The 14,796-nt window shown below is 35.7% G+C and carries 17 protein-coding genes and 1 tRNA gene; 14 read left to right on the top strand and 4 right to left on the bottom strand.

What is annotated here, in order from left to right; all coding sequences use genetic code 11:
• The 5 genes from KQI94_RS13015 to KQI94_RS13035 all read left to right on the top strand — a co-directional run.
• Nucleotides 1-648, top strand: a 648-nt coding sequence (locus KQI94_RS13015) for a LysM peptidoglycan-binding domain-containing protein (protein ID WP_216454491.1), incomplete at its 5' end; no start/stop codon positions are given.
• 160 nt (nucleotides 649-808) lie between these two features.
• Nucleotides 809-2,179 (top strand): DUF6056 family protein, encoded by a 1,371-nt coding sequence (locus KQI94_RS13020; protein WP_002415466.1) that lies wholly within the window; start codon nucleotides 809-811, stop codon nucleotides 2,177-2,179.
• 321 nt (nucleotides 2,180-2,500) lie between these two features.
• Nucleotides 2,501-2,590: transfer RNA gene (locus tag KQI94_RS13025), tRNA-Ser, on the top strand.
• Between the two features lie 89 nt (nucleotides 2,591-2,679).
• Nucleotides 2,680-2,931 (top strand): hypothetical protein, encoded by a 252-nt coding sequence (locus KQI94_RS13030; protein WP_002382470.1) that lies wholly within the window; start codon nucleotides 2,680-2,682, stop codon nucleotides 2,929-2,931.
• A gap of 255 nt (nucleotides 2,932-3,186) precedes the next feature.
• Nucleotides 3,187-4,251 (top strand): FUSC family protein, encoded by a 1,065-nt coding sequence (locus KQI94_RS13035; RefSeq protein ID WP_002362350.1) that lies wholly within the window; start codon nucleotides 3,187-3,189, stop codon nucleotides 4,249-4,251.
• A 244-nt stretch (nucleotides 4,252-4,495) separates the two neighbouring features.
• Here KQI94_RS13035 and KQI94_RS13040 read toward each other — a convergent pair whose 3' ends face one another.
• The 3 genes from KQI94_RS13040 to KQI94_RS13050 all read right to left on the bottom strand — a co-directional run bounded on the left by KQI94_RS13040 (nucleotide 4,496) and on the right by KQI94_RS13050 (nucleotide 7,811).
• Nucleotides 4,496-5,629, bottom strand: coding sequence for a DUF4950 domain-containing protein (locus KQI94_RS13040; protein ID WP_029656607.1), 1,134 nt, complete (start codon nucleotides 5,627-5,629; stop codon nucleotides 4,496-4,498).
• On the bottom strand, nucleotides 5,581-7,146 hold the full coding sequence (locus KQI94_RS13045) for a membrane protein (RefSeq protein ID WP_002389884.1): 1,566 nt from the start codon (nucleotides 7,144-7,146) through the stop codon (nucleotides 5,581-5,583). The genes KQI94_RS13040 and KQI94_RS13045 overlap by 49 nt, the downstream gene beginning before the upstream one ends.
• Before the next feature lie 89 nt (nucleotides 7,147-7,235).
• Nucleotides 7,236-7,811: a DUF805 domain-containing protein gene (locus tag KQI94_RS13050; RefSeq protein ID WP_002356327.1), complete on the bottom strand. Its 576-nt coding sequence runs from the start codon at nucleotides 7,809-7,811 to the stop codon at nucleotides 7,236-7,238.
• A 164-nt stretch (nucleotides 7,812-7,975) separates the two neighbouring features.
• On the opposite strand from KQI94_RS13050, the gene KQI94_RS13055 reads away from it, so the two are divergent.
• The 8 genes from KQI94_RS13055 to KQI94_RS13090 all read left to right on the top strand — a co-directional run bounded on the left by KQI94_RS13055 (nucleotide 7,976) and on the right by KQI94_RS13090 (nucleotide 14,043).
• On the top strand, nucleotides 7,976-8,746 hold the full coding sequence (locus KQI94_RS13055) for an alpha/beta fold hydrolase (RefSeq protein WP_002356329.1): 771 nt from the start codon (nucleotides 7,976-7,978) through the stop codon (nucleotides 8,744-8,746).
• Between the two features lie 87 nt (nucleotides 8,747-8,833).
• On the top strand, nucleotides 8,834-9,376 hold the full coding sequence (locus KQI94_RS13060; protein WP_002384041.1) for a 5-formyltetrahydrofolate cyclo-ligase: 543 nt from the start codon (nucleotides 8,834-8,836) through the stop codon (nucleotides 9,374-9,376).
• A gap of 10 nt (nucleotides 9,377-9,386) precedes the next feature.
• A complete protein-coding gene (locus tag KQI94_RS13065; RefSeq protein ID WP_002362481.1) occupies nucleotides 9,387-10,097 on the top strand; it encodes a rhomboid family intramembrane serine protease in 711 nt (236 codons plus the stop codon).
• Between the two features lie 17 nt (nucleotides 10,098-10,114).
• Nucleotides 10,115-10,333: a YqgQ family protein gene (locus KQI94_RS13070; RefSeq protein ID WP_002356332.1), complete on the top strand. Its 219-nt coding sequence runs from the start codon at nucleotides 10,115-10,117 to the stop codon at nucleotides 10,331-10,333.
• On the top strand, nucleotides 10,334-11,305 hold the full coding sequence (locus tag KQI94_RS13075; RefSeq protein WP_002368784.1) for an ROK family glucokinase: 972 nt from the start codon (nucleotides 10,334-10,336) through the stop codon (nucleotides 11,303-11,305). It begins immediately after the preceding gene.
• Nucleotides 11,306-11,320: 15 nt separating this feature from the next.
• Complete coding sequence (locus tag KQI94_RS13080; RefSeq protein ID WP_002356334.1) at nucleotides 11,321-11,719, top strand: rhodanese-like domain-containing protein; 399 nt, start codon at nucleotides 11,321-11,323, stop codon at nucleotides 11,717-11,719.
• Nucleotides 11,720-11,840: 121 nt separating this feature from the next.
• On the top strand, nucleotides 11,841-12,191 hold the full coding sequence (locus KQI94_RS13085; RefSeq protein ID WP_002362343.1) for a DUF488 domain-containing protein: 351 nt from the start codon (nucleotides 11,841-11,843) through the stop codon (nucleotides 12,189-12,191).
• A 13-nt stretch (nucleotides 12,192-12,204) separates the two neighbouring features.
• Complete coding sequence (locus KQI94_RS13090) at nucleotides 12,205-14,043, top strand: FAD/NAD(P)-binding protein (RefSeq protein ID WP_002368787.1); 1,839 nt, start codon at nucleotides 12,205-12,207, stop codon at nucleotides 14,041-14,043.
• Nucleotides 14,044-14,205: 162 nt separating this feature from the next.
• Here the strand turns inward: KQI94_RS13090 and KQI94_RS13095 are convergent, their stop codons facing one another.
• Nucleotides 14,206-14,373, bottom strand: coding sequence for a DUF3042 family protein (locus KQI94_RS13095; RefSeq protein WP_002356337.1), 168 nt, complete (start codon nucleotides 14,371-14,373; stop codon nucleotides 14,206-14,208).
• A 267-nt stretch (nucleotides 14,374-14,640) separates the two neighbouring features.
• Here KQI94_RS13095 and KQI94_RS13100 point away from each other — a divergent pair.
• On the top strand, nucleotides 14,641-14,796 hold a 156-nt coding region (locus tag KQI94_RS13100; protein WP_216454493.1), incomplete at its 3' end, for an NAD-dependent epimerase/dehydratase family protein.

The following is a 14,796-nucleotide window of genomic DNA, read 5'->3' on the forward strand; positions in this document are numbered from 1 at the left end:
ACATCCGCTTATATTGCAGGTGGTTTAGATGGTAACGTAGATTTAACAGGAATTACGGATAGTGGTTATACAGATACAAATAAACCAGAAACGGATACGCCAGCAACAGATGCAGGCGAAGAAATTGAAAAAATACCTAATTCTGATGTTAAAGTTGGCGATACCGTCAAAGTGAAATTTAGTGTTGATGCTTGGGCAACTGGCGAAGCTATTCCAGATTGGGTTAAAGGAAACAGTTATAAAGTGCAAGAAGCAACTGGAAGCAGAGTATTGCTAGAAGGCATTTTGTCATGGATTAGCAAAGGTGATATTGAACTATTACCAGATGCAACAGTTGTCCCTGATAAGCAACCAGAAACAACACATATAGTTCAACATGGCGAAACATTATCAAGCATTGCTTACCAATACGGTACCGATTATCAAACTTTAGCTTCGTTAAATGGATTGGCTAATCCAAACCTTATTTACCCTGGACAAGTTTTGAAAGTAAATGGATCAGCAACAAGTAATGTTTACACAGTCCAGTTGGGTGATAATTTATCAAGTATAGCGGCTAAACTTGGCACGACTTATCAAACATTGGCAGCTTTAAACGAATTAGCAAATCCTAACTTGATTTATCCGGGTCAAACGTTGAACTATTAAGAAATAAGTAAAAGGCCTACTTCTCTTTGTGAGAGGTAGGTCTTTTTTCATTTATACTAATATATACATATCATTGAATGCTAAAAAATTAAAATTTGTCTTAAGTAAATTTTCAAGTTATGGTATACTTTGCTGGTGAATATGGGAAGGAGCATAAAATTTGAAGAAACATTCTAGGAAAATAAAAAATAATAAAGAACTAACTTTACTGATTATAGGAATTTGGGTTGTTTTTTTTCTTTTTAATATGTATATGCCGACAGTGAGAGCTGATGACTTAGTTTACGTAAATAGATTAGATAAATTAGGATATTTGGGTGCTTCAATAGAACATTATAAAACATGGAGTTCAAGAGTTATTATTGAATTATTCTTGATGTTTTTTTCTAAACACCTTATGTTATGGAAATTATTAAATTCAACGATAATGACAGGTTCTATAGTATTGCTTTGCAAATATGTTTTCAACAAGTTATATTCTAAAAATTTGCTACTAGTTTTTTCTATATTTTGTCTAATTCCTTTAACAATAATGGGGGAAACTGGTTGGATCGCTACTACGTTAAATTACCAATGGCCAGTAGCTTTTGGTTTGCTAGCTTTTTACCCTTTTTTTCAAGTGTTAAGCGGTAAAGAAATAAGCAAAAAAATATATTGTATAAGTATTCCTTTATTAATATTCTCTGCTAACCAAGAGCAAGTTAACGTATGCTTTTTTGTTTTAACTAGTCTAGTAAGTTTGTATTTATTATTTAGAAGAAATTATAATTATAAGTTATCGGCGCTTTCCATAATAAGTTTAGTGGAATTATTTTTTTCTTTGACGGCCCCAGGGAACACATTGCGGGCTGCTCATGAAATTAATAAATGGTTTCCTGAATACAAAAAATTTAACTTTGTGAATAAATTAGACCTTGGTATATCATCATTTGGAAAACCGTTTTTTTTAGACACAAATATTTTATTTTTATTACTCTTTTTTATATTATTCTTTCTATCTTATAAGAAATGTCAGAACTATTATATACGTATATTAACCGCATTGCCGCTTTTTCTAAATTTGATTACTTTTTTCGGAAACACAATGGGACAAAGTTTTACTTATGTCAATGGAAATAAAAGATCAATGATTTGGAATAGCAACAATCTGGGGAATATCTTTACAAGATTTGGAACTAAACTATCAATTTATCACCCTGGAACTTGGGTAGCTACTTTTATAGTTTTGGGATTATTATTATGTTTAATTATAGGAATTTATATAAGTTTTGATGATAAAAAATCTGCTGTTTTTTTAGTAGTGTTAATGATGATGGGTTTTTGTTCAAGATTAATTATGGGTTTTTCTCCTACTGTTTGGGCTTCAGGTATGCGAACGTACTATATACTTTTTATTGTCGTCGCTATAATAGTGTTAAAGGGAATTAACGAGATGAAGAAAAACATGAGCTTGCAAAAGAAAGAACTATTATCATTTAGTTTAACTTTATTAGGTATCTGCACCTTAGTGTTAACGGTGCTGAATAGATAAATTAAAAGCTCTACTTCTCAATCACAGGAAGTAGAGCTTTTTTTGTTTATTCGGTATGATTTATATATCTATTCGCTTGCCTTTTTTAATTTTTTGATGTAGATTTTATCTTGTTGTTATAGTCTATTTTGCTAATTTGAATTAAAATGATATTACGCAAACCCTTGTGAGTTCTAGTCTGTCTAAATATGGTGTTGCAGAAAAATTACACCGTGAAACTAAATAATTTAGTTAGATAGAGCCTAGAATCCTTGTTGTGTAAGGGTCTAGGCTTTTTATCTATTGATTCATTACATGTTCATTTGTAGATGGAATGTAGAGGGAGGATTACCCAAGTTTGGCTGAAGGGGACGGTCTCGAAAACCGTTAGGCGAGTAACATCGTGCAAGGGTTCGAATCCCTTATCCTCCGTACTGAGAAGCAGTTGAGTTATTAGTTGCAAATAAAACGACAGAGACGTACACTTAAAGTAGAAAAATACTTAAGAAGAGGTGTCTATTATGTCAAACTATGAAGAAAAAGAAGCGCAAGCATTAGCAAAAATTGCCGACGTTTTGAACAAATTGGATGCAAGTTTAGAAGAGTTGGGCTCGCTAGATGAGGATACAAAAAAACATAGTATGAAGAAATGGATTGTTGAAAAAAAAGCCATTCATGAGATTAAAAAAATTGCACACGAAGCTGGTAAGTATGACAAGTATGATGAAAAAGAATTAGAAAAAGAAATGGATCTGTTGGAAAAGTTTATGTAAAAAAGCGCTAGCTTTTGTTCAACAGTTATTTAATTTTGAGTCTAGAATTAATCGTTTTGATTTTTTCTAGGCTTATTTTTTATGAAGTAAGCAAATCGTATCGGGAGAGGTATTGAATTAAGAAATAAAGCATGTATTGATTCAGAAAAAAAGTTGTAGTAAAATGTTCGTCACAACTACTTTTCTTCTGATTTCATAGAAGGAAAAGTTGGAATAATGAATTGAGAAGAGTCGATTTTTAGGAGATGATTTTAGGTGACTTTTTATCAATTATTGCAGTTAGATCCATTTATTTTAAAACAAAAAATTCATCAAGCGGACACTAAAAAACAGCGGAGATATTTTTGGCGCGCCTTGTTAATAAGGGATATCTTATTAGTTTCGTTTGCGATTTTATGGGTGTCGACGATTACTTTTTTCTTTGGAAAAGCTGTAGCGCCTTTTTCAATTGTATTATTTTGTTTGCTGTTGAGTATCCGTTTCGTCTCATATGGCTACAGGGAAAAACAGGCCTTGCTTAGTTTAGGAATCGTGTTAACAATTCTAGGTGTTAGTCCACTAATTTCACTGATTTCTGTATCATTTTTACAATGGGGTCTTCATTTTATCTGCTTGCTGGCATTGTTTTTCTTAACTGGTAAAAACCCTAAAATGGGTAATCCTGGCTTGTATACGTTCTCCTACTTATATTTAGTTGGCACGGTTCACTATCAATCGTTTCAGCAATTAGAACAAACTTTCTTTGTATTAGTGTTTGCTTATCTACTTTTAGCTTTTGTTTATCATGTGAAACATAAAAAATTGGATCAAGAGATTACTTTTATACAGATGGTTACAGAAAATGGTTTTTTTAATCAAAGAAATATTTGGTTTGGTTATTACGCTTTAGGCATTAGCTTATTACTTTTTATAGGAACGCACCTTCAGATTGACCGCTTTATGTGGGCAACATTTGCTAGTTCATCATTATTTTCTGGGTATGATACGTTTAAATTGTCTGAACGAGCCAAAGAACGAATAATAGGGGTCGTTATTGGTTCTCTAGTATCGGCTATCTTGTTATTTTATATACCAACGAACCTACTTGGTATTTTAGGAGGACTTTGTTTAGGCTTATGCACATCTTATAAAAGTAAAACGATTTTTAATTGTGTTGGTGCTATCATGGCAGCTTCTATGATATTTGGGCTAGAAACAAGTCTTTACTTAAGAATTTTGTTAAATATGTTGGGGCTAGCTTACGGTTTGCTTTATCATTTTGTCTTTGTAAAAACTATGTCCTATTGCAATCGCAAAGAGTGGCTGAAATTGTCTGAATAAAAGGAGCCTAACATTCTTTCTTGAAAGAATGTTAGGCTCCTTAGACATTTTTGTGTATATTCCATATATGCTATTAATCACTGACCAACTGCTATATCCAATGTCGCAATTTTTGCTGAGTCAGTCGGTACAAGGTCTAGTTCCACTTCGTCAAACTGATTGCCATCAACTGGTATCCCAAAGTAAATGGTAGATGGTCCAGTTCTACTTTTATAGACTATTATCTATTAGTATACCTAAATTTCTATTTAATTCGTAATGACTGACCAGGATAAAAAACAGAAGTTTCAATGCCTGGATTTAACGCTAATAATTCTTCTAAGGTTAAACCATTTCTTTCGGCTAACTGTCGCCCACCTTCACCACTTCGTACCGTATCGTATATAGGTTGGTCTGATTTAGAATTTTGTATTTGTTCACGAGAATCAGAGTTTTGTGGTGGTTGCTGTTCAGATTGTTCAAAAACTTGTTGAGTTTGATTATTTCTTTCAATTAATTGTTCCAACGTAATATTACCTAGATAAGTGTATATTTGTCCATTAACAGTTAAAGTACCATCATTATTTTTCGTTACTGTTCGGGGCGTATTATTCAAAAGAAACGTCATTGTTTGATTACCATTCTCATCCACAGAAAAACTTACATTTTGAAGAGGAACATTCGATTGAGTTATGCTAGTGAGTGTTCCGTCAGCATTTATAAAAAATAAGTTATCACTTTGAGGAATACCCCAACCGCCTATAAAATCAGCTAAGCTAACTTGTGGTAGCGGTTCTTTAGTAGTAGATGAAGAGGTAGATTGGTTTGTTTCAGATGAGACATTTTGATAATTAGAGCTGGTTTCTTCCGTTTTATCTTTTTGAGTGGAAGAATCAATACTTTTCTTTGTGTAAGGTTTCAAAACTAGTTTTGTTTGGTTATCAGAATTGTTTGTCTTAGTAGGAGTGAAAAGTAGATTTTGCTTTTCTTTTTTTATCTTGTAAGCTACTTCTTTTCCTTCATTTTCCCAACGAATTTGATTGTTTTTTAGATGGTATTTGACTTTGTATTCTATTTTATTTGCAATTTGTTTACCTAATTCTTCGCCTGCTTTTTCCAAATCATTTTTTGCAGTTGATGTGTGTTCATCTGTATTGATTTTGAAAGTAGCGGTATCTTCGCTGAATGATACAATCATTACTACTTCATCAACGTTGGAGTTTACGGCCCACTCGTTTGCCATTAGCTCTTTTGTGGTCACTTTATTTCTGCAAGAAGTAAGGGTCAGTAAGGATAAAAAAACAATCAACCCCAGTAAACTTTTTTTCATTTTTAACTCAATCCTCTTTTCTATTTTACTATTTTTTTGTATCTTCGAATCTCTCTCAACCCCAGCCAACCACTCGCTGATAACAAGTACCAAAACGGCATAAACTGGATTAGATAGCGAGAGCGGCCGCCTTCAAAGAGCAATAAGTACAGAATAGCTCCAATGAAAGCTAATTTTAAAATCGCGTAGTTATTTTTTGAATCTTTTAGAGGGATACTGAACAATAGACCTAGTAATGTGAGTAAATAGAAAAAATGCATATAAATTCGTAGATAGTTACTTTTTTGATTTTGCGGATAATACAGTGACCGCAAGTGTTCTTGCCAACGATTTTTAGAAGGTGTTTCTGGGATTAAATCACCGCCATCCCAACCCCAGTCAAAATCACCATTGGCAGTATTATGACGATTTTTTTGAGCCAGAAAACGGAGATAACCAAAGAATCCTTTATTTTTTAAACGGTCTTGAATCATTTTTATGGTATAAGCTTTTTTGGCTTCTTGTGTAGGCAACTGATTTACTGCTTGTGTATCTGCATCATTGTAACCGCCAGTTCCCGTCAAACCCATCATTACAAAAAGTGTCCAAGGTTTGGCTTGTTCTTTATCGATTTCCGTAATCGTTTGTTTTTCCACAAAAAATTGAAAACTATAATATGCGCTGGCGAAACCAGTCAGTAAAAAGAGAGCAACCACGGTTAATTTTACGATAGACTGTTTGTTCCGATTTACTAAAAGAAGTTGCAGCACTTTTATACAACTAAATGCAATAAAAAAGATAATAGACGAAGGTTTCATTAAAAAACACCAAGCTAGGCCAATCCCAATAAACAGTAATAAACAATATTTTACGAAGGGAGGGGAAACTTGGTTAAAAAGGCTATATGCAAAAAAGACTAGGTTGATGAACAATAAGACGGCCGTATCTGTATAAGGCGTGAGTAACCATGGAGACAATCCGAAAGAAAGAAAAAATAAACTGTAAGCAACGAAGGCCGTTAATGGATTAAAGACACGCTTAGAGGCATGATAAAAGAGAAATAAACTGCTATTAATAAACAAGCAATTAACCACTTGCCAACTAAACCAAGTATTGCTCCAGCTCCCTGTTACATCAATGAAACGCAAAAATTTATTAAGGTAATACATCATGAAAAAGAAAAATTCGTTATTGGGGTTTAAAGAAAGTACGATTTTTGAATAATCCCTATTTTCAGTGGTAATACTATGAAAGTTGTCAAAAACATCCCAGCCAATCGGCACAGTAATCTGCGTCAGGAGTAAAAGTTGTAGTAAAAATAAACTGACCAAACTACCAATAATAACCACACGATCATGGGTTTTTATTAAGTGCCAGAGCGCTTGAATCTTAGTGTAAAGAAATTTTTTGTTTTTATAAATAATCAACAATAGAATAATTAATAGAGGAAGTAAAACAAGCAAGTGCTTAGGCTTTTCCCAAAGAATTTTTACCAGAGAATAGGGAGAGTTAATTGCGCCGTAAAAGACAAATAAAATAAAAAAAGTAAAAATATAATTTTCTAGATTCAGAATCCGTTTAAAAGTAGCCATATTTTCTCCTTCCATTTTTTAGCTAGACTAGTTCTTATTTTATCATAAAGATTTTAAAATAAGAAAAAAGCCCTTCTTTTAAAAGAAAGGCTTAAAACTTTTCCTTACTTCACTTCTTTGTAACGGAAGAAGAAGCGTAAGACGCTATTTTGGCTAGTTGTTGTTAGTTTATCTGTCGGTAAGACTGTTAGTAAGAAGAAAAACAGACTAATCACAAGAGTGAAAAATAAGAAGACGGGACTGCCACCTGTTATCACAGTATCTGTTTGAACATCATATTTCAGTGTTGACATAACAGAGAAAACTTGTGTATAGCTACAGGCAATAGAAAGTAGATATAAAACAAGCACGCCCCAACCTGTCATCCCAGCATCACGATAACGACGTACACACATTGCCCACGTTGGTAATAATAAAGCTAACCATAAAACAAGTGCAAAAAGCATTAACGGTAATAAGTTTCCAAAATCATAGGTTTCAAAATATTCAGCTGCTAAAATTGCTGACACAGCTTTGCCGACAATGGCAATATAAAAAATAAGTGCTAAAATGCTTAATACCAATGTCATCCACCAATAACCAGCACGTGTGGTCCGACCTTTAAAATCAACATATCCACGAAAATAATCTTTAAAAGCTTGTCCAAATGTTACTTTGCCTTTTTCCTCAATTTTAACCATAAAAACACCCCTTTGTATTTAATAAAATGATTATAACGGAAAGTAATAAAATAGGAAAATGCGAATTCGCATATTTTGTGATTTTTTGATAAATCATATAAAGAGCAGGTTTTATCAAAAAACGGTAAAATAAGAGAAGATATTTTATAATGGAGGAATCATGAATGAAAATCAGTATTAGACATCGCTACATAGCAAAAATTCCAGCATTAGAAGTGACAACAGAAGAGCAAAAAAACGAAGCATTACCTTTAATTGTTTACTATCATGGTTGGCAATCAGCTAAAGAATTATCTTTAACACAAGCAAGAAAATTAGCACACGAGGGGTTTCGGGTCATTTTACCAGATGCCATGAACCATGGAGAAAGAAAAACAGGACCTATTTCCACGATTCCATCGATTACATTTTGGAGTAGCATTCAATATAATTTGATTGAATTTCCAGTAATTATCCATCATTTTCATAAATTAGGGTTGATTAAAGAAAATTGGATTGGCGTGGGTGGTGTATCCATGGGCGGTATTACTACCAGCGCTCTTATGACCCAACATCCTGAGATTCAAGCTGCCGCTTGCTTAATGGGAACACCCTATCCGGCGCGCTATATTCAGCGAGTGATTCAACGGGCGAAAGAATTTGCTATTTTTGTACCTAAAGACTTGCCACTGTTGCTAAGTTGGGTGCATCAATACGATTTATCACAAACGCCAGAAAGACTGCAAGAACGACCGATGCTGTTTTGGCATGGAACGGAAGATGAAAAAATTCCCTATGAAGACATGGCTGATTTTGAACAATTAGTGTCTGGGAAAACGTATGCGAGAAATACGCAATTTATAACGGAAATCGGTGAGCGGCATTTAGTGAAAGGAGAAACAATGGATTTGGTTGTTGACTTTTTTAAAGAAGCGTCAAAAACGTTAGAAAAATAACGGGATTTTTCAAAGAGAAAAGGGGAATCAGCTTGTTTTTTAAGAACACTTTCTATAAACTTAACAGAAAAGGGGTTGAAGGTGTACATGGAGAAAAACAAGTTGAGAAAAGTGGGCTTAACTGCCCTGGAATGGCTAAAACAACATCCAGAAATTAAACAACATAAAGAATCAAGTCTCTATGAACAGTTGTTTGCTAGTCAGCAATGGCAACAAGCACAAACAATCGGAATGATTCGGTCGTTACCGCTAGAATTATCAACACAGCCAATTTTCGAACGGGCCATGCAAGAGAGCAAGCAAGTGGCGGTGCCGCGAACATTTAAAGGAGGCAAAATGCACTTTTATCAAGTCTTTCCAGAGACGGTTTATGACACCAGTGCATTTGGCGTGGAAGAACCTCCGTTAACAGCGGCAGAAATAACAGCTACAGCGATTGATTTATTGATTGTGCCAGGGATTGTTTTCAATCGTGCTGGCTATCGAATAGGCTTCGGCGGTGGTTTTTATGATCGTTATTTGGAACATTTTTCGGGCCATTCATGTAGTTTAGTTTTTAGTGAACAACTCCATGAGCAATGGCAACCAGAAGCGTTTGATCAGCCAATCGAACAATTATTTATACAATAGGAGGAATGGAATGAATTATCAAACAGAAATGAAATTGAAACGGCTAAAAAATCAGCCGTTCATTACGTATGCCCTTTTAGGTATTTCAATCATTGTTTTCCTTGGATTGGAATTAACTGGAGGATCAGAAAATATTTTAAACTTAGTTAATTGGGGAGCAATGGTTCGTCCACTGGTAGCTCAAAATCATGAATACTGGCGGTTTATCACGCCAATGTTTCTTCACATTGGGTTTATGCATATTATTTTGAATATGGTTACTCTTTATTATATCGGCGCACAGGTTGAGGCAATTTATGGGCATTGGCGCTATTTGGGAATTTATTTATTGAGTGGGATTGCTGGAAATATCGCCAGTTTTGCCTTTGGGACACCCAACAGTGTCTCAGCGGGTGCTAGTACAGCGCTTTTTGGTTTGTTCGGCGCATTTGTTATTTTAGGACGCCATTTTAGAGACAATCCAGCGATTATGTATATGGTGCAACGCTATTCAATGTTTATTGTGATTAATTTGTTATTTAACTTGTTTAGTAGCTCTGTAGATATGATGGGTCATGTTGGCGGTCTAATCGGTGGACTATTAGTCGCGACGGCTTTTGCTGTTCCAAATCGTGAAGAAGCATTTAATAAGCACGAGCGAATTATGGCCACGTTAATTTTTATTTTTCTTGTCGTAATTTGTCTGTTATTGGGTTTTAAAAAATACGGTTTACCTGTATAATAAGGAAGTGTTTTCGTATGGAAACGTTATATGATGTACAACAACTTTTTAAACAGTTTGGGATGTATATTTATGTCGGTGCACGGATTTATGATATTGAGTTAATGATGATTGAATTAAAAAAATTGTATGAAGGTCAATTGGTAGACCGAGATACGTATTTACAGGCCCGGCATATTTTGCAAAGAGAGCATCGAATAGAAGAATCTAGAGGGAAGCAGAAAGGAATCGACTAAATGGATAAAAAGATTATTGGGATTGATTTAGGTGGAACGACCATCAAATTTGCTATTTTAACAACCGATGGCGTTGTTCAACAAAAATGGAGTATTGAAACGAATGTTTTAGAAGATGGCAAGCACATTGTGCCATCAATTATTGAAAGTATTCGTCACCGTATAGATCTTTATAATATGAAAAAAGAAGATTTTGTGGGAATTGGTATGGGAACACCAGGAAGTGTCGACATTGAAAAAGGAACTGTTGTAGGTGCCTATAATTTAAACTGGACGACTGTACAGCCTGTTAAAGAACAAATCGAATCTGCTTTAGGAATTCCGTTTGCCTTAGATAATGATGCCAATGTTGCCGCTTTAGGTGAGCGTTGGAAAGGCGCGGGGGAAAACAATCCCGACGTGATTTTTATTACTTTAGGAACAGGTGTCGGCGGAGGCATTGTTGCAGCGGGAGAATTGCTCCACGGTGTTGCTGGCTGTGCTGGTGAAGTTGGGCATGTGACGGTTGATCCTAACGGCTTTGACTGTACCTGTGGGAAACGTGGCTGTTTAGAAACTGTTTCTAGTGCCACTGGTGTCGTTCGTGTTGCACGTCATTTATCAGAAGAATTTGCAGGTGACTCTGAACTGAAACAAGCGATTGATGATGGACAAGATGTTTCGAGTAAAGATGTTTTTGAATTTGCTGAAAAAGGCGATCATTTTGCTTTAATGGTTGTGGATCGTGTTTGTTTCTATTTAGGCTTAGCCACAGGAAACTTAGGTAACACGTTAAATCCAGATAGCGTGGTTATCGGTGGAGGTGTTTCTGCAGCAGGAGAATTTTTACGTAGTCGTGTCGAAAAATATTTCCAAGAATTTACTTTCCCACAAGTTCGAAATAGTACAAAAATTAAATTAGCAGAGCTAGGTAATGAGGCCGGCGTCATTGGTGCCGCTTCACTAGCATTACAATTTTCAAAAGAGAAATAGAGAGGGCTTTTTAGAATGAGTATTTTATGGGTAATCAATGGCATTTTGCTAGTTATTGTACTAGCGATGGTATTCAATGAATTATATTTGAAAATTATGGTGAAACGTTCAGCAAAAATGCTGACGGAAGAAGAATTTAAAGAAACAATGCGTAAAGCACAAGTGATTGACGTTCGTGAGAAAGATACATTTGATGCTGGGCATATTTTAGGGGCGCGCAGCATGCCATACAGCATGTTAAAAACAACAATTGGTTCTCTTCGTAAGGATCAACCTGTTTATCTTTATGATCAGAAGAAAGCTTTAAGTATCCGAGCAGCTAATTTATTACGCAAAAATGGCTATACTGATATTTATATTTTAAAAGGCGGCTATGATGGCTGGACTGGGAAAGTGAAAAAGAGAAATAGTTAATAACAAAAAGAGTTGGTCTTCATTGAGACCAACTCTTTTTGTATAGGAAAGCTTAATAGAGATGTTGCTTTTTGTCAGTCCTCACTTTTTGAGCTACAATAAAGAGAAGAGGTGAAGGCAGATGATTCAAATCAAGCGAGCATATGAAGCACCGACAGAGCAAGATGGCTACCGTGTTTTAGTTGACCGTGTTTGGCCACGAGGAAAATCCAAGGAATCTGAAAAGTTAGATGAATGGCTCAAAGAAGTGGCCCCAAGTACAGAGCTACGGAAATGGTTTAATCATGAAGCAAATAAATATCCTGAGTTTAAACAAAAATACCAAGAAGAATTGAAACATGAGCCAACTGCCACAGCGTTTAAGCAGTTACAGACGATTGTAAAAAATCAGCCAGTAGTCACGCTGGTCTATGGGGCGAAAGATACAGTGCATAATCAAGCGGTTGTCTTAAAAGAATTATTAGAAAAATAGAGTAGGTGATTGGATGAAAATTGCAATTGTAGGTGCTGGACCCAGAGGCTTATCAGCTGCAGAACGAGTCATTGAATGGGCTCGTAAAACGGAAATAAATGTTCAGCTCACGTTGTTTGATCCATACGGTCCAGGTGGGAAAATTTGGCGAGCAGAGCAACCTAATTATTTATTAATGAACACCGTGATTAGCCAAGTCACTTTATTTACAGATGAATCTTTTAGTGGCGAAGGACCAATTGTCAAGGGCCCCACTCTCTATGAATGGACCCAAACAGAAGCTGCGCAGTACATTCAACAGCAACAACCCTATGATTATCTTGAGTTGTTGAAAGAATGTCATCGCCTTGGACCGAATGATCACTGCTCGAGGGCTTTTTATGGCATGTACCAAAAATGGTTTTATACGTATTTAGCCACAAGGTGTAACGAACAAACATCGCTGACGTTTTTTAAAGAGCCAGTAACTGCTGTGCGGGCAGGAGAGGATAACTATTATGTGTATACTCAATCCATTGAGTTTACGGCAGACAAAGTAATTTTAGCTTTGGGTCACCAAGAAAATGAATTAACGACTGTTGAACAAGAGCTTGCGGACTACGCCAAGGAGCATCGTTTGTTTTATTCTTCTCCTAAAAATGCGGCGGATGCTTTATTGGCACTTGCCAATATACCTGCAAAACAACCCGTTGTGTTAAAAGGCTTAGGTTTGGCATTTTTTGACTATTTATCTGCCTTGACGATTGGCCGCGGGGGTGTTTTTTCTCGTCAAAATGGCCGCTTACGTTATAAACCTTCTGGAAGAGAGCCTATTATTATTGCTGGTTCTGGTCGCGGTTTTCCTTCTCATCCTCGAGGGATTAATCAAAAAGGTTACGGGGAAACCTATCAGCCTGTTTTTTTAACCGAAACGTATTTAGCTGAATGTCGTAAAAAAGGACAGGTTACAGGCGCAGAGTTTTTTGGGTATTTAAAAAAAGAAGTGGAATATGTGTATTACACTTGCTTAATCGAAGAAAAATATCCGCATCTTTCTAAAGAGGCCTTTCAACAGCTGTTTATTCAAACCAAGGGAGCGCCGGAAAGCCTAGCCCACTTTGAAAAACAAGATTGGTTTGATTGGCAAGCGTTAGAACATCCTGAAACAAAGAAAACCACTCATGAAAGTTTTCGTTCGTTTTTACTAGAGTATTTAAAATGGGATATTCAAGAAGCAGAGAAAGGCAATCTTAGCGGTCCTTTGACCACTGCTTTAGACAGTTTAAAAGATTTAAGAGATCAGATTCGCTTTGTTTTGGATGAAGGGTTATTAACGAATGACGAGAGTCAGAAGTGGTTGTGGCACTGGTTTACCCCGTTGAATACCTTTTTGTCGGTGGGACCTTCTGTTGAAAGAACAGAAGAGCTACAGGCGTTAGTTGAACTGGGATTAGTCACGATTCTGGGGCCAGAAATGCGTGTCGAAATGAAAGCGGGTCAATTTATTACTTATGCTAATTTGTTTCCGGAAAATCGGTATAATAGTCACTTTTTAATTGAAGCACGCATTCCCAAAGTCAATAATGAAAAAAGTTTGAATCCTTTAACAAGGCAGTTATTAGCCGATAAGCTAGCTACGCTCCATCAACTAGCATTAGCCGATGGTCAAATAGTCAAAACAGGTGCACTCTTGATTGTGCCTGCCACGAATCAAGTCATCACAAAAGATGGACAGGTGGCGACAGGCCTTTTTAGTTGTGGTATTCCAACAGAAGGGATTCATTGGTTAACAGCCGCTGCAGCTCGTCCTGGTGTGGATCCTTGGAATATGCGCGATATGGATCGGATTGCTGCTACTATTTTTAATAGTTAAGAAAAATAGTCAGCTCCTTTGGTAAAAAAGAAAGCATAACAAGTGGTCATCCATCGCTTTGATGGATGACCACTTGTTATGCTTAAGAGAATCAACCAAGCCAGAAGCGCTCCTGTTGATTTCTTGCCGTTAGATTTTTTATCTCAACGTCACAGCTATTTTTTAACGTGCAATACGTTTACGCATCGCTTTTTTACGGTTTTCTTCAATCATATCTTCTTTTTCTTCAATTGGATCAATGACTGTTTTTTTAATAGTTGTAGCCACACCGGCTAAAGCAGCAACTGTGATAGCAGTACCGACTAACATACCTGATACAAATTTTTTCATCGTTCATTCCTTCTTTCAAATTGTATTTGTTTCTATTATGACGGAAAAAAGCAAAAAAATCCAATAGTTACAATGATTTTTCATAAACTCTACGACTAATTTAGAGATTTGTTAAAATTTACCAAGTCTTTTCTGTATTTTGATAGGAAAAATGAATAAGGAGAAATGGCCAAATTAAATCCTGTTTACAAAATGAAATAATTCAGAAGTAAACCTTATTTAATGGTACAATAGAAAAAGAAATTAGAGAGAAAAAGGAGCGTATTTATGTCTATTTTAGTATTAGGTGGCGCAGGCTACATCGGCTCACATGCCGTCGATCAATTAATTTCAAAAGGATATGCCATTGTGGTTGTTGATAATTTATTAACGGGGCATCGTTCAGCAGTTCATGAACAAGCGACTTTCTATGAAGGCGATATT

It is taken from the genome of Enterococcus sp. S183_ASV_20 (assembly GCF_018919685.1).
GTDB classification, from domain to species: Bacteria; Bacillota; Bacilli; order Lactobacillales; family Enterococcaceae; genus Enterococcus; species Enterococcus faecalis.